The organism is Gordonia aurantiaca (genome assembly GCF_039939235.1).
Classification (GTDB): Bacteria; Actinomycetota; Actinomycetes; order Mycobacteriales; family Mycobacteriaceae; genus Gordonia.
In genome coordinates, this window is sequence record NZ_JBDUUF010000003.1 from 298,868 (window position 1) to 321,275 (window position 22,408).

Sequence of the window (22,408 nt, forward strand, 5' to 3'; positions counted from 1 at the left end):
CCTCACCTCACGGTGGGGCGGACCGTCAGCTTTCCGTCGACTCGTTCGACGACCGTCCGCACCTGCGGGTCGCCGCCGATGGCGACCTGGGTGCCGGTCGGCGCCCCCACGACGAGCCGATCGACCGCCGCGATGACCCGCTGGGTCGGTTCGGTCGCACCGACCCCGCGTAGCCAGAGCCGGATGACCCGGGTGCGGATCGCGACCGGCGCGTCGTGCAGTGGAACGCACTCGAGGCCGTCGGGTCCGATCGCGGTCGCCGCGACGTCGTCGGCCCACCCGTCGAGAGCGTCGAGATCGTCCTGCAGCGCCACCGCGGTCCGGCCCAGCGCCTCGACGACCCCGCCCTGCAGGACCTCGTCGAGCAGCGGCAGCACCTCCGAGCGCAGGCGGACGCGGGTGAAGCGCGGATCCCGGTTGTGCGGGTCGTGGTGCACCTCCAGCCCGAGTTCGGTGCACACGGCCAGGGTCTGCACCCGGCGGATGCCGAGCAGTGGTCTCCCCCACGGCGCGCGCCACGCGCGCATGCCCGCGATCGACCGCGCCCCCGATCCTCGGGCGAGCCCGAGCAGGACGGTCTCGGCCTGGTCGTCGGCGGTGTGGCCGAGCAACACCGGACGCCCCGCGCGAGCGGAGTCCAGCGCGGCGTAGCGCGCCTCGCGGGCCGCGGCCTCGAGTCCCCCGCGCGACCCGACCTCGACCGTCAGGACGTGGGCGTCGGCACCGAGGCGTCGTGCGGCGTCGGCGGCGCGGGCGGCCACCGCCGCCGACCCCTGCTGCAAACCGTGATCGACGACGAGGGCGGTGACGTCGAGTCCCGCGCGCACCGCGCAGGCGGTCAGGGCGAGCGAGTCCGGACCTCCGGAGAGTCCGACACAGACCGGTGTCGCCGGTCCGTCGTCGAGACAGGCGGCCGCGAAGTCCGCGACCGCCCGGGTCACAGCACTCGTCGAATCCATGCCTGCGGGCTGTCGATCTCCTCGGGCAGCGGCATCGTCTCCGGCGAGGTCCACACGGTGTTGAACCGCTCCATCCCGACGGTGGCGACCACCTCGTCGACGAACGCCTTGCCCCGGATGTACTGCGCGATCTTGGCGTCCATGCCGATCAGCGCCCGGATGATGCGCTGCACCGGGTTCTGGGGAGCCTTGCGTCGCTTGTCGAATGCCGCTCGGATGGTGGCGACGGTCGGGACGTGTACGGGACCGACCGCGTCCATAACATGGTCGGCGTGCCCCTCGAGCAGGGTGCCGAGCACCATCATCCGCTGGAACGCCTGGTGCTGCTCGGGGCTCTGCAGCAACTGCACCGCGCCGAGGATGCCCTTCTCCCGGGGCTCGTCGCTCTTGAGCGCCCTGGTCAACCGGGCCACGATCTCGGACGTCGATTCCCCGGTCTCGGAGGTGAGCACGGCGACGTTGTCCCGCATGTAGTCGCGCAGCCACGGGTTGGCCGAGAACTGCACCCGGTGGGTCACCTCGTGCAGGCACACCCACAGGCGGAAGTCCGACGGGACGACCTTGAGCTGGCGTTCGACGTTGATGATGTTCGGGGTCACGACCATCAGCACGCCGGGTTCACCGGTCTCCGGATCGGGTGTGAACGGGTCGTACTGTCCGAGGATCGCGGTGGAGAGGAAGGCGAGCAGACCACCCGCCTGCACACCGCCGACCTTCGCACCGAACCTCGACGCGACGGGCGCGGTCGTCGCCTCGTCGCCCCCGAGCATCGACCGCATCGAGTCGGCGGCCGCGTCGATCCAGCCCGGACGGTCCAGCACCCGGGTGGTCGGGATGCGCAGTCCGTCGGCGAGGCCGGTGACCTCCCGGACCGGCGCCTCCGCACGCGTGGCGGCGTCGGCGAGTTCGGCCCGCGCGGCGTCGTAGGTGTACGCGGTGGTCTTCGGGCCCGGGCGCGCCAGGCGCTTGGCGGTCGACGCCGCGAGCGACCAGTCGATCTGCGACCCGATGGAGACGCGGTCGTCTCGCCGGGCCCCTGTTCCCGCGGTCTCGTCGACCTGTGTGGTCCCGGCGGTCTCGTCGACCAGTGTGGTCCCGGCGGTCTCGTCGACCGGTGTCGTCCCGGCGGTCTCGTCGACCGGTGTGCTGTCGGTTCCTGGCATGGTCATCGGCACCCGCATTCTCTGAGTTGCCCCGCCACCGCGTCGAGGGCGGGCCGGGCGTCCGCCGGCGAGGTGCCGCCGGACATCAGCGCGAACGACAGCACCCGACCGTCGATCGTCTGCACTATGCCCGTCAACGAACTGACCCCGGTCAGTGTTCCGGTCTTCGCCCGGACCCATCCGGCGCCGGGGTTGGTCGCGACCGGGAACCGGTCGGCGAGGGTGCCGGTGCCGGCCGCGATGGGGAGCCCTTCCAGCATCGGGCGGAGCCGGGGGTTCGACGGCCCGGCCGCCGCGTTCATCACCGCGTCGAGCAGCGCGGGCGTGGTGCGGTTGGCGTAGGAGATGCCGGAGGCGTCGGCGAGGGTGGTGCCCGTCCACTGGTCCGGGAAGGTCGACGACAGCACCTCTTCGACGGCGTCGACGCCGCCGGTGAGGGTCGCCGGACCTCCGCGGTACACAGACAGCTCGATGGAGAGCGTCTCGGCGAGGACATTGTCGCTGTGGCGCAGCATGTCGTTGACGCGGGTCACCAGCGGTGCGGATTCGACCTTCGCGATCACGCGGTCGCCCGCGGGTGCGGTGACCTCGGTGACCGGGGCGTCGACGCCCAGCGCCCTGGCCAGGGCCTCGCCGGCCATGATCCCGGGGGTCGCCGACCGCGGGGAGTACTCGTCGAGCGGATCGATCCGCGCGCCGTCGACCATCAGCGACTCGATCGGCGCGATGTCGCCGCCCGCGATGTCACGACGATCCCACGTGCGGTCCATCCTCGGCCCGCCGAACGCGCTCAGGTCGACCGCGACCGAGGTGACCGGGACCCCCGCCTGCTTGATCTGCTCGGCGAGATCGGCGATGCGCGCGGGCTCGGTGTAGAAGGTCTCGGCGTCCTCCGGCTGCGCCGACAGCGTCGGATCGCCGGCGCCCTTCAGGATCACCTGTCCATCGGCACCCGCGACGACCGTCGTCGTCAGCCGGGCGTCGTGCGGCATCGCCTGCAGGAGCGCCGCGGCCGTGAGCACCTTGTCGTTCGACGCCGGGATGCGTGGCCGGGTGGGGTTGGACGACCACAGCACCTCGCCGGTCAGCGGGTCGGAGATCTTGCCGGTCAGCTCGCCGAGTGCGGGGTTGCGGACCGCGGCGGCGATCGCCCGCCGCACGCCTTCCGGCGTCGGGGCGGGCGCGCTCGCGGCCACCGGGTCGATCTCCGGGTCGACCGCCACGGCGGCCGGCTGCGGCGGGATTCCCGGCGGCAACTCGGCCTCGGAGTCGAGCCGCAGCGCGACGACGACCGCGGCGGTGGACGCGAGCGCGAGGATCACGACCGCGGCGATCGTCCACCAGAGGAGCCTGCGGCTCCGTGTCCGTCCACGACCGGGTCTGGCGGATGCGCCCACGAAGCCTCCGGATCTCTCGCGCTGCACTGGCTCTGTCACGACCTGTCACACGACGCCGCTGGTCACGCGCCCGTGGCCGAAATGTCGGGTATGGGCGTCGCACCCCGTCGAACTGCGGGGGTACGAACTCCGAGGTCGTCGGACTAACAGTATCGTTGTTGCGGCGTGCGGCCGTCTCGGCCCGGCGCTGCAACCCCGATCCAGACTGCCAGGAGGAACAGTGGAATTCGATGTGACCATCGAGATCCCCAAAGGTGGCCGTAACAAGTACGAGGTCGACCACGAGACGGGGAAGGTCTACCTCGACCGCTACCTGTACACCTCGATGGGCTACCCGGCCGACTACGGCTACATCGACGGCACCCTCGGCGAGGACGGTGACCCGCTGGACGCGATGGTCCTGCTGCCCGAGCCCGTGTTCCCCGGCGTCATCGTGCGCGCCCGGGTCGTCGGCATGTACACCATGACCGACGAGGCCGGCGGCGACGACAAGCTGCTGTGCGTGCCCGCCGGCGACGTCCGCTGGGATCACATCCAGGACATCACCGACGTCTCCGAGTACGAGCTCGGCCCGATCGCCCACTTCTTCGAGCACTACAAGGATCTCGAGCCGGGCAAGGAGGTCCAGCCCGGCGGTTGGGTCGGCCGTGAGGAGGCCGAGAAGATCGCCAAGGCCGCCGTCGAGCGGCTCGCCCAGCACGCCGACGAGGCCAACGAGCCCTCGCGCGGCTGACACCCGGACGCAACGGACCGCCGACGACACCCGACGTCGGCGGTCCGCTTGTCTTCCGGGCACTTTCACTTCGCCACAGGCCGTTGCGACCCTGCCCCTCAGGCTTTCGCGGACGCACGGCCGCAAGCCCGGACTGCACGAATCGCACGCGCCGATAGGATCGGTTGTCGTGACCCCGATGCCGCCGCCGAACTCAGGTAACCGCCCGCACTTCATGTCGATGCCCGACCTGGCCCTGCGGGATCTCGGCGGCGCGGTCGTCTGGACCAACGACGAGCTGTTCGCCGAGTCGCAGAATCTCATCAAGACGCCACCGGCCGAATACCAGCCCGCGACCTTCGGCCACAAGGGACAGGTCTACGACGGGTGGGAGACCCGCCGCCGCCGCGAACCCGGGGTCGACCAGGCGATCATCCGACTCGGCGCCCCGGGCGTCATCTACGGCGTCGTCGTGGACACGTCGTGGTTCAAGGGCAACTACCCGCCGTTCATCTCGGTGGAGGCCGCCGCAGTCGAGGGCATCGTCCCGGCCGACGAGCTCGCCCACGAGACCGAGTGGGTGACCATCGTCGAGAAGAGCCCGGTCGACGGCGACACCCGCAACCCGTTCAAGGTCGACGCCAAGAACCGCTTCACGCACGTGCGCCTGACGATGTACCCGGACGGCGGTGTGGCACGGTTCCGCGTGCACGGGCGCGGCGTTCCGAACCCGCACTTCTTCCGCTACGGTCACTTCGACCTCGCGGCGCTGGAGAACGGCGGCCTCATCACGGCCTGCTCCAACATGTTCTACAGCTCCCCCAACAACCTGCTGATGCCCGGACGGGCGCGCAACATGGGCGAGGGCTGGGAGACCTCACGACGCCGCGACGACGGCAACGACTGGGTGCAGGTCCGCCTCGCCGGACAGGCGCGGGTCAGTCTCGTCGAACTCGACACCAGTTACTTCATCGGCAACGCGCCGGGCTCGGCGATGGTGCGCGGACGCGACGGCGACGGCGAGTGGTTCGAGGTGCTGCCCCGCACCCCGTTGCAGCCCGACACCCGCCACCGCTACGTCATCGACCTGGACCGTCCGATGACCGAGGCGCGCCTGGACATCTTCCCGGACGGCGGCATGGCACGACTGCGGCTCTACGGTCAGCTGACCGAGCAGGCCGAGGCGGAACTCATCGAGCAGTGGGAGCGCGGCGAGGCGTAGTCGCCCACGCGAACGCGGCCCGCTCGCCTCGTCCCGGCCGTCAGGCCACGCGGTGCCGCAGGTCTCCGCTCGCGTCGCCGTCGGCACCGAAGTGCGGCAGCACCTGTTCGCGGATACGGCTCTCGGTGGCCGGACCGTCGAGCGGGACGAGGATGACCGCGTCGGCGACCTCGGCGGCGTAGACGTCGCGCAGCAAGGTGATCAGGCCGTGCGTGGTGCCGATGTAGCGGATGGTGTCCGACTCGGTCCCCGCGACCTCGGCGACGGCGGCACGGGCCGTGGCCGCCTGCGGCGCGATCGCCACCTCGATCTCGAGGGCGACGACGAACCGCGCCTGATCGTGGGCGCCGGCCCGCAGCAGAGAGCGTGCACGCTGCGCCTCACGCAGCGTCTCCCGGCGGACGACGATCGGGAAGGTCTGGGCCACGGCATCCCCCGCGACGGCGACCCGGAAGGCGGGGCGTCCGATGCTCACGGTGCCCTGCGGGGCCGGGATCCGGGTGTCGGTGCGTGCTGTGTCGAGTTCGATGGTCATGCCGGGTACCCCTCGTCGAGGTCTGGTCGGGAAGTGGTGGAGCGGGCGGTCCGGCGACACAGCCGGCCGAGTGCGTCGAGCAGACGGTCGACGTCGTCCGAGGTGGTGCCGGCACCGAAGCTCGCCCGCACCGCGCCCTCGGGACGTCCGAGTCGCTTGAGCAGCGGGTGCGCACAGAACCTGCCGTCCCGCACTCCGATCCCGTGTTCCTCGCTGAGGTACTCGGCGACGGTCCGCGGGGCGACCCCGTCGACGGTGAAGCCGGCGATGCCGACGCGATCGGCCGAGTCGGAGAAGATCCGCAGCGGCTGCACACCGTCGATCTCGACCAGGCCTGCGTCGAGGCGCTCGCACAGCGCGGCCTCGTGGTGGCCGATGGCCTCTGGACCGAGCTCGGCGAGGGCCTCACACGCCTTCGCGATGGACAGCGCGCCCAGCACGTTCGGCGACCCGGCCTCGTGGCGCGCGGCTCCCGAATGCCAGGTGGTGCCCGACTCACCGAGGTCGACGTCGGCGGTCGCTCCCCCACCGGCCAGGTACGGCTCGGCGGCGTCGAACCAGTCCGAGCGTCCGATCAGCACACCGGCGCCGAACGGCGCGTAGGCCTTGTGCCCGGAGAACGCCAGGTAGTCGATGCCGTGGCTGACGATCGAGATCGGCCGGTGGGCGACGAGCTGCGCGGCGTCGACGAGGATGCGGGCGCCGTGGCGGTGCGCGATCGAGGCGAGCCTGCCGATCGGCAGGACCTCGCCGGTGACGTTCGACGCGGCGGTCACCGCGAGCAGCGATGCGGGTCTCGACGCGAGTTCGGCCTCGAGCGCGGCGAGGGTGTCCTCGATGGTGTCGCACGCGGTGACGATCCGAGCCCGGCTGCGACCGTCGCGCGGCGCGCACCAGGGCAGCAGGTTGGCATGGTGCTCGATGTCGAGGACCACGACGTCGCCCGGGGTGATGTGGGCGGCGAGGTTGATCGCGTCGGTGGTGTTGCGGGTGAAGACGACGGTGTCGTCGGTGCGGCCGCGGAGGAAGGCGCGCACGGTCTCGCGGGCCGCTTCGTAGCGGCGGGTGGTGACCTGGGACAGATGGCCCGCGCCACGGTGCACGCTCGCGTACTCGGCGAGGGCGCCCGCGACGTCGGTGGCCACCGAGCTCAGCGCCGGCGCACTCGCCGCGTAGTCGAGATTCGCGTAGGTGACGGTGCCGCCACCGGCGACCGGGACGCACGCGTCGGCGCCGACGACCGGCGCGAGGGCCGGGATGAAAAGCCCGCGATCAGCAACGGCGGAGACGTTGCAGACGGCGGGACGGACGGACTGGGAGACGGGTGCCGAGAGCACAGCAGTCATCGAAAGAAACTCCTCGAGAATCCACACTTGCCGCGTTCGGGTTCGAACTCGGCCAGGTCGTCACCCGGAGCACCCCACCGTGGAGGAGGGTTGCCGACCAGCTAGCCGGGGCTTGTCGCTGGCACTCATGACCTGCGTCAAGAGTCGCCGAAACCCTCAGGGGGTGTCAATTTGAAATCAGCGTGATTCGAAGTTAGGGCAGGCTTACCTGTACGCTGATCCCCGTGTCTTCGATCAGCGAGGTCTTCGTGTTGTCACGCCCGCACGGCACCGTGCGCGGCGAGGGGGTAGTCGAGGCGTTCACCGATGTCGACGAGGCGTCGGCGGCGTTGCGCGCGGGCAAGGTCACCGCGCTGACCGGAGCGATCCCCTTCGACCGGCGCGACCGCGCGGCGCTCGTCGCACCCGCCCGCCTCGACGTCAGCCCGACCCCACTGGTCGGCGGCCCCCCAACGGCACGACGCGCGATCTCGACGGTCTTCCATCCCGACACCGAGGAGCATCGCGAGCGCATCGCCCACGCGGTGAAGCGGATCGTGGCCGGCGACGTCGACAAGGTCGTCCTGGCGCGAAGCGTCGAGATGCTCCTCGACGAGAAGGTCGACCCGCTCGAACTGCTCGACGCGTTCGCCGGCGGCAACGTCGAGCACAACGCCTTCGGTGTGGACCTCGACGCCGCAACGGGATCCGGCTCCTGGCTCCTGGGCGCGAGTCCCGAAGTGCTGCTACGGAAATCCGGGGCCACGGTGACCTGCCACCCGTATGCGGGATCGGCGCCGCGCTCGGCCGACCCGGTCACCGACCGCGCCACCGCCGAACGGTTGACGGCCTCGACGAAGGATCTCGCCGAGCACGCGTTCGTCGTCGGCCATATCCGCGAACGACTCTCCCATCTCTGCGACGACGTCGACGCGCCATCCACGCCGCGGCTGCAGTCGACCGGCGAGGTGTGGCACCTGGCCACCCCGATCCACGCGACCCTGCGCGACCCGTCGACCACCGCCCTCGACCTGGCACTGCTGCTCGGGCCGACGCCTGCGGTGTGCGGAACCCCGAGTGACGTTGCGGCACAGATCATCCGCGACGTGGAGGGGGAACGCGGCTTCTACGCCGGATCGGTCGGATGGTGCAACGCCGACGGCGACGGGGAGTGGATGGTCGCCATCCGCTGCCTCGAACTCGCCGCGGACCGCCGAAACGTGCGCACCTGGGCCGGCGGCGGCATCGTCGAGCATTCGGACCCGCAGGCCGAACTGGAGGAGACCACGTTCAAGCTGCGGACCGTCCTGAATGCCCTGGGTCTCGGTGGTGACTGACGACTTCCTGATCGCCCGTCGCGGCGCGTCGCCACGATCGGGAGCACGGCCGGGAGAACCGAAGGGACGCATTCCGGCCTCGGTACGAGAGGCCGGGCAACGCCGCAACGGCTGACGGGTCAGCCCAGGGCCTGGTCGAGGTCCCCGAGCAGGTCGTCGATGCCCTCGAGACCGACCGACAGCCGCACCACCGAGTCGCTCAGGCCGATGGCCTCGCGACCCTCGGGTCCCATCGCGCGGTGGGTGGTGGTCGCCGGATGCGTGATGAGCGACTTCGAATCCCCGAGGTTGTTGGAGATGTCGATGACGCGCAGCGAGTTGAGCACCTCGAAGGCGCGCTTCTTGCCGTCGACGCCGTCGCGGTCGTTGAGCTCGAAGGTCACCACGGTTCCGCCGCCGGACATCTGGCTCGTGGCCAGGTCGTACTGCGGATGCGACTTCAGGAACGGGTACTTCACCCAGCGGACGCGCGGATCGGCCTCGAGGAACTCGGCGATGCGCATCGCCGAGTTCACCGAGGCATCGACGCGCAGGCGCAGCGTCTCGAGCCCCTTGACCAGCGTCCAGGCGTTGAACGGGCTCAGCGCCGGACCGGTATGGCGCATGAGCTGCTGCACCGGGCCGTCGATGTACTCCTTGGTGCCGAGCACCGCGCCGCCCATCACCCGGCCCTGGCCGTCGATGTGCTTGGTGCCCGAGTAGACGATGACGTCGGCGCCGAGGTCCAGACCGCGCTGCAGCAGCGGGGTGGCGAAGACGTTGTCGAGCACGACCTGCGCGCCGGCGGCGTGGGCCAGCTCGGACACCTTGCGGACGTCGACGAGGGTCTGCATCGGGTTCGACGGGGTCTCGAAGAACACCGCGGTGGCGGGCCTGGAGAGCGCGCGCTCCCACTGCTCGAGGTCCTCACCGTCGACGAACTCGGTCTCCACCCCCCAGCGGGGCAGGATCTCGTTGCACACGACGAAGCACGAGCCGAAGAGGCTGCGAGCCGCGACGAGCCGGTCGCCGGCCTTCAGCAGCGCGCCGAGTGCGACGAACACCGCGGCCATGCCGCTGGCGGTCGCGAAGCATGCCTCCGCACCCTCGAGTTGGCGCAGGCGCTCCTGGAACATGTGCACGGTCGGGTTGCCGTAGCGGGAGTAGACGAACCGCTCGTCCTCACCGGTGAACGCGCGCTCGGCCGCCTCGGCCGAGTCGTAGACGTAGCCGCTGGTCAGATACAGCGCCTCGGCGGTCTCGTAGAAACCCGAACGGGCCAGGCCGCCGCGCACTGCGATGGTGTCGGGCGAGACACCCTCCGGCAGTTCGCGACTCACGGGCACCTCAATACTCACGATTGCCTCCACGGCAGGTTCTCGGCACGCCATCCGGACGCACCACGATGGTCGTTCTCGTCGAGGGCACCCTCGAATCCGTCGAGCACGTTGTAGGCCTTCTTGATGCCGGCCGCGGTCGCCGCCTCGGCGGCGCCCATCGACCGGTGGCCCGAGCGACAGATGAAGATGACCTCGGTGTCGTCGGTGACACCGGCGTCACGGATCTGGGACAGGAAGTCCGGGTTGCGCTGCCCGTCCGGGTAGGTCGTCCACTCGGCGAAGATGGTCCGCTTGCCGAGGATCTCGAGATCGGGGACCCCCACGAACGACCACTCGGCCTGCGTCCGACAGTCCACCAGGACCGCGTCCGGGTTGTTCTCGAGCTTCTCCCACGCTTGACGCGGGGTCAGGTCGCCGGCATAGCTCATTCGGAACACACCTTCCATTCGCCGTTCTCGCGGACCACGATCGTGTCGGCGACCTGCTCGTCGCCGGACGATTTCTCATGGTGCCAATGAACCTTCGCGGTCGCCCGGTCGCCGTTCACCACCAGATCGGTGATCTCGGGGATCTCGATCTGGCCGTTCTTCTCCACCGAGGCCTTGCTGTCGGCCACGAAGTCCGCCTCCGACGGGAAATCGGGCTTCGCGAGGTCGGCGGCGCACGTGGCGCCGCGGAACTTCGCGTAGTCCGCACCGTTGCGGGCGCTGTAGAGGTCGTTGATCGCGTACTGGACCTTCGCGTCGTCGCTGACGCGTTCCTCGGCGGGACGCGAGATGTTCGACAGCACGATCCCGAGCACGAACAACGCGACGAGCCCGAACGCCACGAAGAACGGCCACGCCTTCGACCAATTCGAAGGTCCGTCCTCGACGAGGGCGGCGTTCACGTCGTCATTCGACACGTTCGCCTTCGACGATACGCCGCGCGCAGGCTTGTTCGATGCCGCGCCCCGGGACGCGGCGTTCTTCCCGCCGGGCTTGCCCTCGGGGCTCCCGCCTGCAGCTTTGGCCATGGCGCGAAGTGTATCGACCGCCCCAGTGTGACTTCCGTCCGGCCGCGAAGCGGACGGCGCAACAGTACCGTCCGGCCGCGAAGCGGACGGCGCAACAGTACCGTCCGGACGGCGCAACAGTACCGTCCGGCCGCGAAGCGGACGGCGCAACAATACCGTCCGGCCGCGGCGGGAGCCGTCGCATCAACCGGGACTGTCGCATCAACCGGGACTGGGGTCTCAGATGATCCGTAGGGTGGTTTCGACAGTGCTGTCCACCGGCGAGGACTCCCATGCGACTGCGAAACCCTCGGCTGTCGGGCGTGCTGCTGACCGTGTCGGCCGCCGCCCTGATCGCCACATCCTGCTCTGCTCCCGCGGAGGACTCCCATGACGATGCCGCGCGGGTCCCCGCCCCCGAGGCCGGTGCGATCCCGGTGACGGTGCAGCAGGTCTATGCGCCCGCCGTCGTCGAGCGCGCGCCGACGCGGATCGCCGCGATGGGCGTCGGCGACGGTGACACCCTCCTTGCCCTGGGCGTCGTCCCGACGACGATCGCGCCGTTCGCCGACCCGGATCAGGCGACCGCCCCGTGGAATGCGGAGCTCATCGGCGACAGCGAGCCGGTGGTGCTGCCGAACACCGCGTCGGCGTTCGGCGACGAGATCCCGAAGGCGCTGGCCACCGGCCCGGACCTGATCACCGCGGTGGGCGCCGATCCGACGCGCGACCAGTTCGACCTGCTCGGCAAGACCGCGCCGACGATCCTGCGGCCCGCGCAGTATCGGCCGTGGCAGGTGCCGTGGGATGCGCAGACGATCCAGATCGGTACCGCGATCGGGCAGCCGGCGAACGCAAAACGCAAGGTCGACGAGACGAACGACTTCCTCGCCGGGGTTCGCGCGGAGAACCCGATGCTGGCCGGCAAGACGGCCGTCGTGGTCACCGCGAGTCCGACCGGCGGGGTCTCGGTCTACGGTCCCGAGGACGGTCGCGGGCAGACCGTCGCCGGGTACGGTCTGCAGTTCCCGCCGGCGTTGAACGACGTGATCACCAATGGCTTCTACGGAGATCTCCCGGCCGAGAGCCTGAACCGGCTCGACGCCGCCGACCTGGTGATCGCGGTCGACTGGGAGGGCGCCAACGACAAGCTGCGCGCAAGTCCCGCCTTCCAACGGTTGGAGGTCGCACGTTCGGGCCGTGTCGTGTACCTGCCCCAGGATGTCGGGACCGCGATGTCGGTGCCCACCGTCCTCACCATCCCGTGGGTCGCGGATGCCGCGGTCGGCCCCATCGCGGAGGCCGCGACAAAACGCTGAAAACGCGCAGGGGCCGTCCTGAACCGCCCCGATCACGCCGAACTCGGAAAGTGAGGATTACCTCACAGGCAATTTTGGCCGGGGACACCGAACGCCTACCGTAGAAGAGATAGGCCACACCCAAGCGTGCCGACTTGCGAATCCGTCGAGTTTCGTGTCTGCGCGCGCCGACAACGGAAGACACCTACTCCATGAGCGACAACAGCCGCCCGCTTCGGGTTGCGATCGTCGGTGCGGGTCCCGCGGGGATCTACGCCGCCGACGCGTTGATGAAGTCCGACACCGCGAAGGATCGCGGCGTCAGCATCGACCTTTTCGAGCGTATGCCGGCTCCGTTCGGGCTGATCCGTTACGGCGTCGCACCCGACCACCCGCGCATCAAGGGCATCATCACCGCCCTGCACAAGGTCCTCGACAAGCCGCAGGTCCGCTTGCTCGGCAATGTCGATTACGGCACCGACATCACCCTCGATGAGCTCAAGCAGCACTACGACGCGATCATCTTCTCCACCGGCGCCACCGACGACCGCGCCCTGAACATCCCCGGCATCGACCTCGAGGGCAGCTACGGCGCCGCCCAGTTCGTCGCCTGGTACGACGGGCATCCCGACTTCCCGCGCACCTGGCCGCTGGACGCCGAGAAGGTCGCCGTCATCGGCGTGGGCAACGTCGCCCTCGACGTCGCGCGCGTGCTGGCCAAGACCGGTGACGAACTGCTGCCGACGGAGATCCCGCACAACGTCTACGAGGGACTCAAGGCCAACAAGGCCGTCGAGGTCCACGTATTCGGTCGGCGCGGCCCCGCCCAGGCGAAGTTCACCCCGCTCGAGCTCAAGGAGCTCGACCACTCGCCGAACATCGAGGTCATCGTCAACCCCGAGGACATCGAGTACGACGAGGGCTCGGTCGTCGCCCGGCGCGGCTCGAAGATCACCGACCAGGTCGCCACGATCATCGAGAACTACGCCATCCGCGAGCCCAAGCAGGGTGCGATCCACAAGCTGTTCCTGCACTTCTTCGAGAGCCCGGTGGAGATCCTCGGCGAGAACGGCAAGGTCGTCGGCCTGCGCACCGAACGCACCGAGCTCGACGGCACCGGCAACGTCAAGCCGACCGGCAAGTACACCGACTGGGAGGTCGGCGCGGTCTACCGTGCGGTCGGCTACCTGTCGGACAACCTGCCCGAGATCCCGTTCGACGCCCAGGCCGGCGTCATCCCCAACGAGGCGGGACGTGTCTTCGACGAAGGCGAGCAACTGACCGGCATCTACACCACCGGCTGGATCAAGCGCGGCCCGGTCGGCCTCATCGGCCACACCAAGGGCGACGCCAACGAGACCGTCGACTGCATCCTCAAGGACATGGAGGCCGGCAGGCTCCTCGAGCCCGCCGACCCCTCCGAGGACTCGGTCGTCGAGCTGCTCGAGGCCAAGAACATCCCGTTCACCACCTGGGACGGCTGGTACCGCCTCGACGAGCACGAGCGCGCTCTCGGCGCGGCCGAAGGCCGCGAGCGCATCAAGGTCGTCGAACGCGAGGAGATGCTCGCCGCATCGGAGCCGCACAAGGTCGCGCGCCCGACCGGCTAGTCCGACGGATCCGACAACAGAAGAGGGCGACCGGTTTTCGACCGGTCGCCCTCTTCGCGTATGTGCGTTGTCGGTGCGTCTTCGGCTCGAGGTCGTCGAGCCGTGCGCATGTCAGCGAGCCGGGATCTCCGGCGTCCCTGCGACATTCACGCCGCCACCCGACTGCGAGCCGGGCGAGAAGCGATTGAACGGATTGTCGATGCGGCGAACGTTCCACCAGAACCCTGCGTTGTCGAGCAGGTTCTCGGCGTAGTCGGAGATCGTGTAGCCGGAGATCGATGACGGGAAGCAGCCGAACCAGGTGGTCTTGATGGTCATCGACTTGTCCTTCTCCAGCTTCCTGGTGAACTTGGTCGCGCCGCCGATCTCCTGGAGCGTGACGTTCGGGAAGTCGGCGCCACGCGCGGTGACCGTCATGAAGCGGGTCATGCTCCATGCGTTCTTCCACTCGGTGCCCGGCTGTGCGAACTGGCAGTAGACGCCACCGGTCAACACGAGGTTGGGCGTTGCGGCCCGGGCCTCGGACACGCCCACGAGCGATCCAGCTGCCACACCTGCCGCGGCCAGCACCCCGACGACGGCTCGCTTGAACGATTTCATCGATCCTCCTTGTGTTGGAAGCCCCAGTGCGTGAAGCCCTGACGTCATCCGGACTATCGACCCGCACCGACCGCAGTGTTACCGCAGACACAGTCGCGGCCCGGCGACCACGGGTCTTTCGTTATGCGAACTTTATAACCGAGTGGGTGCCGAAGCCGCGATGACCTCGATTGGTAAGGTGACCCTTCGTGCGCCAACCCCTCCGTGTTCTCGGCATTCCCGTGCTGATCGCGGCACTCCTCGGGTTGGTCATCGCGTCGGTCATGTTCGGCACCCGCCCGGTGCCCCTGGGCGCGGTCTGGTCGAGCTTCTCCACCGGCCTCGGCGAGGTCTGGGACTCCGTCATCGGCCTTCGGATGCCGCACGTCCCCAAGGACACCGACATCGACGGCATCGTCTGGGACCTCCGCATCCCCCGCACCCTCCTCGGTCTCGCCGCCGGTCTCGCGGTCGGCGCGGCGGGCGCCATCACGCAGGGCCACACGCGCAACCCGATCGCCGACCCCGGCATGCTCGGTGTGAACGCCGGCGCTGCGTGCGCGGTCGTGAGCGGCATCTACCTGCTCGGGATCACCAGCCCGGTCGCCTTCATGTTCTTCGGGCTCCTCGGTGCGATCATCGCGGCGACCGTCGTGTTCGGGCTGTCCGCGCTGAGCGGTTCGAGTCCGCTCACCCTCGTCCTCGCCGGCACGGGGCTGACCGCGATGCTCACCGCCGTGACGTCGTCGATCGTGCTGGTCGACACCGCGTCGCTCGACCAGTGGCGGTTCTGGAGCGTCGGTTCGACGGCCGGGCGCGGCATCGACGTGTTCTGGGCGAGCCTGCCGTTCATCGCCATCGGCCTGATCCTGGCACTGGCCAGCGGGTTCTTCCTCAACGTCCTGAGCCTCGGCGACGACATGACCAAGGCGCTCGGCTCGCGCGTGATGCTCATCCGCGGCCTCGGCATCCTGACGATCACCCTGCTGATCGGCGCCGCGACCGCGGCATGCGGTCCCATCGTGTTCCTCGGGCTGGTGGTCCCGCACATCGCCCGGGCCATCGTCGGCGCCGACTACCGCTGGATCATCCCCTACTCGGCACTGTTGGGCGCCATCCTGCTGGTCGGCTGCGACATCCTCGGCCGGATCGTCGCACGCCCGGGCGAGGTCCAGGTGGGAGTGATGTTGGCGGTCGTGGGCGCGCCGTTCCTGATCGCGATGGTCCGCCGGCGGAGGTTGGCATCGGTATGAGCGCACTGAAGACCCCTGCCGTCGCACCGCACCCCGGCGGGTTCCGGATCGCCGGCGGGCCTGCGTCGTTCGTCGTCCGTCCGCGGATGCTCGTCGTCGCGCTGGTCGCGGCGATCGCCGCCGTCGTGCTGTTCCTCACCGGTGTCGGCGTCAGCGACTTCCCCCTCACCCCGGTCGACGTCGCACGGATCCTCCTCGGCGGCGGCACCCGGGTCGAGAACGTGGTGGTCTTCGACGTCGCGCTGCCGCGCGCCCTCGTCGGCCTGCTGGTCGGCATCGGGCTCGGGATGTCGGGCTCGCTCACCCAGCTCATCTCGCAGAACCCGCTGGCCACCCCGGACATCCTGGGCATCACCGCCGGGGCAAGCGCTGCGGCGGTCGCGGCCATCGCCTTCTCCACGACCGGCTGGGGCGGATGGCTCGGCGACCTCGGCGTCGCCACGTCGGCGCTGCTCGGCGGTCTCCTGACGGCAGTGGTGATGTACGTCCTCGCATGGCCGGGCCGCAAGGCCAACAGCGGCATCAACCCGTTCCGGCTGGTGCTGATCGGCGTCGGCATGACCTGGTTGCTGCAGGCCATGACGAACTTCCTGCTCACCCGCGCCGACATCCGCGACGTGGGCCGCGCCCAGGTCTGGCTGGTCGGCTCGGTCGCCAACGTCGGATGGTCCAACGTGTGGCCCGTGGTGGGCGCGGTCGTGGTCGGCGTCGTCGTGGTGGTGGTGCTGTCCCGGCAGATCGGGATGTTGAGTCTCGGACCGGATCTCGCCCGCGGGCTCGGCGTGCGTACCGGCGCGGTGTCGACGACCCTGCTGCTGACCGCGGTCGCGGTCAGCGCGCTCTGCGTGTCCGCGGCCGGTCCGATCGCCTTCGTCGCGCTGCTCGCCCCGCAGATCGCGCTGCGCCTGGCCGGGACCGCGGTGCCGACCCCGTTGCTGTCCGGGCTCGTCGGCGCGTCGCTGGTCCTCGGCGGTGACCTGCTGTGCCGCACGGTCCTGCCGGGTGGTCTCCCGGTCGGCATCGTGACCGCGGCGATCGGCGGCCCGTTCCTCATCTACCTGATGATCATGATGTCCCGGAAGGCGACCGTATGACCCTGCCCCGCACCGATGCGACCGGCTCGCCGGCCTCCCGCCTGCGCGGCGTCGGCCTGACCGTCGGCTACGACCAGCGTGTGGTGATCGACGGCCTGGACATCGAGATCCCCGACGGCAAGGTCACCACCATCATCGGCTCCAATGGCTGCGGCAAGTCGACGCTGCTGCGCTGCCTCGCACGCCTGCTGCCTCCGCGGTCCGGCACCGTCTACCTCGACGGCGAGGACATCACCCGCCTCCGGCCCAGGCAGGTCGCCCGGACCCTGGCGATCCTGCCGCAGAACCCCGTGGCACCCGAGGGCCTGACGGTCGCCGACCTGGTCGCCCGGGGCCGGCATCCGCATCAGCGCTGGTATCAGCAGGCCACCGCCGCCGACGAGGCCGCCGTCGCCGAGGCCATGGAGATGACCGACACCCTCGGCCTGGCCGACCGCACCCTCGACGCGCTGTCGGGTGGCCAGCGGCAGCGGGTGTGGATCGCGCTGACCCTCGCACAGGGCACCAACCTCATCCTGCTCGACGAACCGACCACCTACCTCGACCTCGCGCACTCCATCGACGTCCTCGACCTCGTTCGCAGGCTGCGCGACCGGCACGGCAAGACCGTGGTGATGGTGCTGCACGACCTCAACCTCGCGGCGCGCTACAGCGACTCGCTGGTCGTGATGAAGAACGGAGCGATCGTGACCTCCGGCGCCCCCTCGGACGTCATCGGCCCGGAGCTGCTCGACGAGGCGTTCGGCCTGCGCGCGCACGTCATGACCGACCCGGTGTCGGGTGGCCCGCTCATCGTCCCGTTGGACGCTCACACACGCGGCCTGTGACTCAGGGGGCGGCGCCCTCCCCGGAATCCCCCTTCCGCCGGGCATCGTCCGCGAGCATCAGTTCCCGCAGCGAGTCGTAGACCGGCGGCGTACCCGCCAGGTGCGCGACGAGCACCGCGGCCGCCGTCGCGGCGAGCATGGGGATCGCGACGGTGGTGGTCGCGCTCATCTCCATCACCACGACGATGCCGGTGAGGGGCGCCCGGACGACCGCGCCGAACAACGCCGCCATCCCGGTGAGGACCAGCGCGTCGCGCAGCGTCGAATCCGGTTGCGGGATCAGCGCATCGAAGCCCGCCGCGAACAACACACCCCACAGCGCACCGAGCGCGAGCATCGGTGCGAACAGTCCGCCGGGTGTACCCGCCGCATACGACAGCGGCCCCGCGAAGAACCGCACCACGAGCAGCAGCGCGACGACCGGGAGCACGATCGAACCGTCGAAGATCTTCTGTGCGAGGCCTTCTCCGCCGCCGGCCGCACCCGAGTCCATCACCATCAGGGCGCCGACCACAGCCCCGATGAGCGCGGCCTTCACGATCTGCGGGACGTGCGCGAACCTGCGGACCAGCGCGATCGCCGCGAGGACCGCGCGGCTGTAGACGATTCCCATCGCCCCGGTGACGAGGCCGAACACCGCGAAGACCGGCAGCAGCGTGATCGAGGGCGTGGACACCGGGCCGACGACGAAGTCCGGCCGGTCACCGAGGATCATGCGGGAGAAGGCCACCGCGACGGCGACCGCGAAGACGGTGGGGATGACCAACCGCATGCGGAAGGACTTGGCGACCTCCTCGAAGGCGAACAGCGCGCCGGCCAGCGGCGCGGTGAAGGCGACCGCGAGACCGGCCCCGGACAGCGCGGTCTGCATGACCCGCACGTCGTGTTCGTCGAGGTCGGCGCGCTTGGCCGTCTCGGAGCCGACGGCGGCGCCCATGTGGACCGTCGGCCCCTCACGTCCCAGGATGAGGCCGGAGCCGATCGCGACCAGGCCGCCGGCGAACCGCGCCGGGATCACCCGCAGCGGCGCCGGCCGCGCCTCGCCGCGCTCCACCGCCTCGACATGCTGGATGCCGCTGCCCGCCGACATCGGCACGAGGCGCGAGATGAACGCGCCGATGGCCGCCCCGGCCGCGGTGACCGCGACAGGGATGAGCCAGCCCGGAGCGCCGAGTCCGAGCGCCCAGTCGAGCATCTCGAGCCGCCACCGGTCGACGTGGTCGAGGCACCAGCGGAAGGCGCCGCCGAGCACGCCGGTCACGCAGCCCGCGACGACGGCCAGGACACACAGGCCGATCAGGTCGCGGTCGCCGGACTTCGGTGAGGTCACAGATGGAAAGCTACCGCGTCCGAGGGGCCTTAGGATGTGTCCACACCGAGAGGAGCGGCTGTGGCACAGAACCGTCCACCGGCCCCTCCCGCCGAACCGGATCACTGGCGACCCTCGGTCTGGTTGAGGGCGCTCGTGGCCACGGAACCCAGCCCGTGGCCGATCGGTGCGGGCGGGGGTCACACTCGCCGGTCCGCTCGTCGTCGGGGTGGCCGTCGACGAGCTGGTGATCGGCCTCTGGATCAGTCTGGGTGCGCTGATGCTCGCCGCCGGCGAGAAGCCTGCGACCTACCGGACGCGCTTCATGCAGTGCGCGGTCATCACACCGCTCGGGTCATCGGCGGTGCTGCTCGGCGCGCTGTCGGAGGTGCCCAGCCTGGTCGCCGTCGCGGTGATGACCGCGGTCGCGTTCGTCGCCGGCATCCTCAGCGGGTACTCGGCTGCGTTGTCGATGGGCAGCATGCAGGCGATGATCCTGTCGGCGGTCTCGATCGGGGTGCCCGCCGCGGACCCCTACTGGCGCTCGGCACTGCTGGTCGCGGCCGGCGGTGTGCTCTACACGGCGGTGCTGGGCATCGAGGCGCTCACCGATCGTCGACGCCCCGTCCGCGCTGCACTGGCGGACATCATGTCCGCTCTCACCGCACTGGCGGAGGCGCGGGCCGCCGGCTCCGACGATCTCTCCGAGCTGCGTGCGGCGGCGATGGAATCCATCGACGAGCTCACCTCGATGGCGGTGACGCACCGCGCGACGGCGTCCGGCCCGTCCGCCGACAGCTATCGTGCAGGCGCCGTCATCCGCACCGCCGACGCACTCATGGCACGACTGATGTCGACGGCGACCACGCCGCAGCAGGCCCGGCACGCAGCGGCCCGGTTGGCCGAGTTCGGGCAGGCCGTCGCGGCCGACCGCCGGCCGGGTCCCCGAACGGTAGGGCCCGACACCGACGAGACCCTGCACCGGGTCGATGCGCTGGAGGCGGCGATCTGGGGCGGGACGGTGGCCGGCACGGGAATGCCCGATCCCGGTCGACGTCGACTCACCTGGCCCGGCAACGAACTCCTCGGGTCCGCCGGACGTTTCGCGTTGTGCATCTGCGTCGCGTACGTCGTCTGCTTCTCCACGCCGGTCGGCCATCCGTACTGGGTTCCGCTGACCGTCGCCATGGTGATGAAACCGGATCTCGGATCGATCTTCTCGCGGGCGGTCAACCGGTGCATCGGGACGATCCTCGCCGCGCTCGGGGTGACCGTACTCGGCGTCGTCATCGACCGTCCGATCGAGATCGCATGCGCGGTGGGGGTTTTCGCCGCGTGTATGCCCTGGGCGATGGGGCGCTCCTACCTCTACCAGACGCTCTTCCTCACCCCGGTCATCCTGTTCACGCTCGACCTGGTGCGCAGCCACGACACGACGGTCCTCGACCTGGCGGCCGAGCGCATGATCAACACGTCCGCCGGCGCGCTCATCGTCGTCGTGCTCGGTTATCTCCCGTGGCCCTCGACGCGGCACGCGCGGATCGGCCCGACCTTCGTCTCCGTGCTGGGGTCGTTGGCGGAGTATGCCCGTGAGGTCGGGGCGCAGGCGCCCGAGGAGACCATCTCCGCGCACCGGTTGCAGACCTACCACCAGTTGTCCGATGCCCGGGTGACGCTGCAACGCACGCTGTCCGAGCCACCACCCGCGGGCGTCGAGTCGTGGGCGTGGATTCCCGTGGTGGCGACGGCGGAGAGCATCGCCGACGCCATCACCGCAGCATCGGCGACGTCGCTGGATTCCGCAGCAGCGGAGCGGTTTTCGGAGCTCGCCGGGGAACTCGAAGAGCTGAGTCGTGGGGAATCCACGCGCGCCGGTGTCGGGGAGCGGCACCTGCACGCCCCCGCCGACCCCTCTTCCCTCTCGGACGACCCGGCGGTGAACCGCCTCGACGACGCGATCCGGCACCTGCGTTCGATGCTGCGGCCCACCGAGACCGAGCAGTCGTCGACCGCCGGGTAGGCGGCAGGAATCAGGTGAGCTCCGCCACGACGTCCGCAGCCCGGCGGAGCTGGTCGAGGTCCGAACTGGTCGGGATGAGATGCACCTCGTCGGTGCCGATGTCGGCGAAGCGGCGCAGCACCTCGGCGAGTTCGGTCTCGGTACCCGCCCACCCGGTGGTGGGCGCGATGGCGTCGACGATCTCGCGCGGGATCCAGTTCATGTAGTGACGCAGGTGCCGGGTCACCTGGGCGCGCGGGGCGTCTCCCTCCCCGAGGGCGAACCAGAACGACGTCGCCAGGTGCGGAGCGTCCCGCCCCGCCTCGGCCCACGCCGACCGCGCGACGTCGAACAGTTCCGACTGCTTGCGCAGGTCGAGGTCCAGGGTGACGCCGGCGAGGCCGTCGGCCCACCGTGCGGCGCTGCGGATCGTCTTGGGCCCGGTGGTGCCTACGTGCAACGACGGACCGCCCTTCCGGTGCGGTGCGGGCCCGACCGGCAGCACCGACTCGGTGAGCTTCTCCCCCGCCCACACCCGCTTCATCGTCTCGGCGCGTTCGGCGAGCTGCCGCATGGTCTGCGTCGACGGGTCGGCGCCGACGGCGAGGTAGTCCTCGTGGCGTCCGCCGACGCCGAGCGCGACGGTGAGCCGTCCCTCCGCGAGCAGGTCGCCGGTGGCGAGGGACTTCGCGAGCATCACCGGGTCGTGGAGCTGCGGCACGACGACCGTCATGACCAGCGGGACCCGTCGCGTCCACGCGGCCGCGGCACCGAGGAAGGTCAGGCATTCCGGATTGTCGAAGGCGATGCGCTCACCCCAGCAGAGGGAGCTGAACGGGCCGTTGTCGATGGTGGTGGCCCATGAGCGGAGCGTGTCGGCGTCGAGGTCCGGCTCCATCACGGGCATCGTCATCCCGATGCGCACGGCCGCCATTCTCACACGAATCCCGCTGTGGCGAGCCCGTTTTCACGCAATCCGAGACAACCGGCGTCACCAGGCGAAAGCGCCGCCGATCCAGATGGCGGTCGCAACCAGCGCGAAGAGCAGTTCGATGCCGACGGTCTTCACCGCCGCCCGGAGTGCGGCGACCGCACCGCGCCACGCGCGGTCGAGGCTCTGGGTGCGGACGAGCTCCGACGCCATCGCCCCGACGACGAAGCCGAGGAGCAGACCGAGGACGGGCACCACGAAGAACCCGATGATGCCGACGAGCCCGCCGGCCACCACCGTCCGGTTCGGGATGCCGTCCGATCGCAGCGAACGCCCGGCGACGAGGTACTTGACGACCTCACCGACGGCCAGCGCGAACGACGCGGCCGCGAACACCGACCACGCCCAGCCGCCGACGGCCAGCGCCCACCCGAACAGGGCGACCGCGATCAGCAGGGTGCCCGGCAGGACGGGGACGACGATCCCGATCAGGCCGACGAGAACGACGGCCGCGACGAGCAGCTCCCCCCAGAACGGCACCGGTG

General features: G+C 70.2%; 21 protein-coding genes and 1 riboswitch. Of the genes, 9 read left to right on the forward strand and 12 right to left on the reverse strand.

Translation table 11 applies throughout. The features are described 5' to 3' along the window. Nucleotides 1–2: 2 nt before the first annotated feature. Genes tilS through dacB form a run of 3 tightly spaced genes read right to left on the reverse strand, consistent with a single transcriptional unit; the run spans nucleotide 3 to nucleotide 3,519 of the window. Nucleotides 3–959, reverse strand: coding sequence for a tRNA lysidine(34) synthetase TilS (tilS, locus tag ABFT43_RS08765; RefSeq protein WP_457590122.1), 957 nt, complete (start codon nucleotides 957–959; stop codon nucleotides 3–5). Then, the gene (locus ABFT43_RS08770; protein WP_457590127.1) at nucleotides 938–2,122 is read right to left on the reverse strand and encodes a zinc-dependent metalloprotease; all 1,185 of its coding nucleotides are present in this window, start codon (nucleotides 2,120–2,122) and stop codon (nucleotides 938–940) included. Before ABFT43_RS08770 ends, tilS begins: the two co-directional genes overlap by 22 nt. Before the next feature lie 2 nt (nucleotides 2,123–2,124). Continuing rightward, nucleotides 2,125–3,519: a D-alanyl-D-alanine carboxypeptidase/D-alanyl-D-alanine endopeptidase gene (dacB, locus tag ABFT43_RS08775; protein WP_457590123.1), complete on the reverse strand. Its 1,395-nt coding sequence runs from the start codon at nucleotides 3,517–3,519 to the stop codon at nucleotides 2,125–2,127. Nucleotides 3,520–3,739: 220 nt separating this feature from the next. On the opposite strand from dacB, the gene ABFT43_RS08780 reads away from it, so the two are divergent. Then, nucleotides 3,740–4,252: an inorganic diphosphatase gene (locus ABFT43_RS08780; RefSeq protein WP_347959977.1), complete on the forward strand. Its 513-nt coding sequence runs from the start codon at nucleotides 3,740–3,742 to the stop codon at nucleotides 4,250–4,252. A 178-nt stretch (nucleotides 4,253–4,430) separates the two neighbouring features. Next, on the forward strand, nucleotides 4,431–5,453 hold the full coding sequence (gene alc, locus ABFT43_RS08785; protein ID WP_457590128.1) for an allantoicase: 1,023 nt from the start codon (nucleotides 4,431–4,433) through the stop codon (nucleotides 5,451–5,453). A gap of 40 nt (nucleotides 5,454–5,493) precedes the next feature. Here alc and ABFT43_RS08790 read toward each other — a convergent pair whose 3' ends face one another. Together ABFT43_RS08790 and ABFT43_RS08795 are read right to left on the reverse strand one after the other, a co-directional pair. Beyond that, nucleotides 5,494–5,988 (reverse strand): hypothetical protein, encoded by a 495-nt coding sequence (locus ABFT43_RS08790; RefSeq protein WP_347959978.1) that lies wholly within the window; start codon nucleotides 5,986–5,988, stop codon nucleotides 5,494–5,496. Next, nucleotides 5,985–7,334 (reverse strand): aminotransferase class V-fold PLP-dependent enzyme, encoded by a 1,350-nt coding sequence (locus ABFT43_RS08795; protein ID WP_347959979.1) that lies wholly within the window; start codon nucleotides 7,332–7,334, stop codon nucleotides 5,985–5,987. The genes ABFT43_RS08790 and ABFT43_RS08795 overlap by 4 nt, the downstream gene beginning before the upstream one ends. A gap of 18 nt (nucleotides 7,335–7,352) precedes the next feature. Continuing rightward, nucleotides 7,353–7,467, reverse strand: a riboswitch (SAM riboswitch). 115 nt (nucleotides 7,468–7,582) lie between these two features. Here ABFT43_RS08795 and ABFT43_RS08800 point away from each other — a divergent pair. After that, complete coding sequence (locus tag ABFT43_RS08800; protein ID WP_347960105.1) at nucleotides 7,583–8,650, forward strand: isochorismate synthase; 1,068 nt, start codon at nucleotides 7,583–7,585, stop codon at nucleotides 8,648–8,650. Between the two features lie 119 nt (nucleotides 8,651–8,769). Here ABFT43_RS08800 and ABFT43_RS08805 read toward each other — a convergent pair whose 3' ends face one another. From ABFT43_RS08805 to ABFT43_RS08815, 3 genes are read right to left on the reverse strand one after another with little or no spacing between them, the layout of a single operon-like run. Then, complete coding sequence (locus ABFT43_RS08805) at nucleotides 8,770–10,020, reverse strand: O-succinylhomoserine sulfhydrylase (protein ID WP_347959980.1); 1,251 nt, start codon at nucleotides 10,018–10,020, stop codon at nucleotides 8,770–8,772. Beyond that, nucleotides 9,984–10,397 carry a rhodanese-like domain-containing protein gene (locus ABFT43_RS08810; protein ID WP_347959981.1) on the reverse strand — a complete coding sequence of 138 codons (414 nt, stop codon included), beginning with the start codon at nucleotides 10,395–10,397 and terminating at the stop codon, nucleotides 9,984–9,986. Before ABFT43_RS08810 ends, ABFT43_RS08805 begins: the two co-directional genes overlap by 37 nt. Next, nucleotides 10,394–10,984 (reverse strand): Rv0361 family membrane protein, encoded by a 591-nt coding sequence (locus ABFT43_RS08815; RefSeq protein WP_347959982.1) that lies wholly within the window; start codon nucleotides 10,982–10,984, stop codon nucleotides 10,394–10,396. Before ABFT43_RS08815 ends, ABFT43_RS08810 begins: the two co-directional genes overlap by 4 nt. A gap of 272 nt (nucleotides 10,985–11,256) precedes the next feature. Between ABFT43_RS08815 and ABFT43_RS08820 the strand changes: the two genes are divergently transcribed. Both ABFT43_RS08820 and ABFT43_RS08825 read left to right on the forward strand, forming a co-directional pair. After that, nucleotides 11,257–12,282, forward strand: coding sequence for an ABC transporter substrate-binding protein (locus ABFT43_RS08820; protein WP_347959983.1), 1,026 nt, complete (start codon nucleotides 11,257–11,259; stop codon nucleotides 12,280–12,282). Between the two features lie 191 nt (nucleotides 12,283–12,473). Beyond that, nucleotides 12,474–13,871, forward strand: coding sequence for an FAD-dependent oxidoreductase (locus ABFT43_RS08825; RefSeq protein WP_347959984.1), 1,398 nt, complete (start codon nucleotides 12,474–12,476; stop codon nucleotides 13,869–13,871). A 111-nt stretch (nucleotides 13,872–13,982) separates the two neighbouring features. Here the strand turns inward: ABFT43_RS08825 and ABFT43_RS08830 are convergent, their stop codons facing one another. Further along, on the reverse strand, nucleotides 13,983–14,471 hold the full coding sequence (locus ABFT43_RS08830; protein ID WP_347959985.1) for a hypothetical protein: 489 nt from the start codon (nucleotides 14,469–14,471) through the stop codon (nucleotides 13,983–13,985). Between the two features lie 188 nt (nucleotides 14,472–14,659). On the opposite strand from ABFT43_RS08830, the gene ABFT43_RS08835 reads away from it, so the two are divergent. Genes ABFT43_RS08835 through ABFT43_RS08845 form a run of 3 tightly spaced genes read left to right on the forward strand, consistent with a single transcriptional unit; the run spans nucleotide 14,660 to nucleotide 17,624 of the window. Beyond that, the gene (locus ABFT43_RS08835; protein ID WP_347959986.1) at nucleotides 14,660–15,703 is read left to right on the forward strand and encodes a FecCD family ABC transporter permease; all 1,044 of its coding nucleotides are present in this window, start codon (nucleotides 14,660–14,662) and stop codon (nucleotides 15,701–15,703) included. After that, the gene (locus ABFT43_RS08840) at nucleotides 15,700–16,797 is read left to right on the forward strand and encodes a FecCD family ABC transporter permease (protein WP_347959987.1); all 1,098 of its coding nucleotides are present in this window, start codon (nucleotides 15,700–15,702) and stop codon (nucleotides 16,795–16,797) included. Before ABFT43_RS08835 ends, ABFT43_RS08840 begins: the two co-directional genes overlap by 4 nt. Then, complete coding sequence (locus tag ABFT43_RS08845; protein WP_347959988.1) at nucleotides 16,794–17,624, forward strand: ABC transporter ATP-binding protein; 831 nt, start codon at nucleotides 16,794–16,796, stop codon at nucleotides 17,622–17,624. The genes ABFT43_RS08840 and ABFT43_RS08845 overlap by 4 nt, the downstream gene beginning before the upstream one ends. 1 nt (nucleotide 17,625) lies before the next feature. Here ABFT43_RS08845 and ABFT43_RS08850 read toward each other — a convergent pair whose 3' ends face one another. Next, complete coding sequence (locus ABFT43_RS08850) at nucleotides 17,626–18,954, reverse strand: ClC family H(+)/Cl(-) exchange transporter (RefSeq protein WP_347959989.1); 1,329 nt, start codon at nucleotides 18,952–18,954, stop codon at nucleotides 17,626–17,628. A gap of 166 nt (nucleotides 18,955–19,120) precedes the next feature. Between ABFT43_RS08850 and ABFT43_RS08855 the strand changes: the two genes are divergently transcribed. Next, nucleotides 19,121–20,953 (forward strand): FUSC family protein, encoded by a 1,833-nt coding sequence (locus tag ABFT43_RS08855; RefSeq protein WP_347959990.1) that lies wholly within the window; start codon nucleotides 19,121–19,123, stop codon nucleotides 20,951–20,953. 10 nt (nucleotides 20,954–20,963) lie between these two features. Here ABFT43_RS08855 and ABFT43_RS08860 read toward each other — a convergent pair whose 3' ends face one another. Continuing rightward, on the reverse strand, nucleotides 20,964–21,866 hold the full coding sequence (locus ABFT43_RS08860) for an LLM class flavin-dependent oxidoreductase (protein ID WP_347959991.1): 903 nt from the start codon (nucleotides 21,864–21,866) through the stop codon (nucleotides 20,964–20,966). A gap of 57 nt (nucleotides 21,867–21,923) precedes the next feature. After that, a complete protein-coding gene (locus ABFT43_RS08865) occupies nucleotides 21,924–22,403 on the reverse strand; it encodes a DUF456 domain-containing protein (protein ID WP_347959992.1) in 480 nt (159 codons plus the stop codon). Between the last annotated feature and the right edge of the window lie 5 nt (nucleotides 22,404–22,408).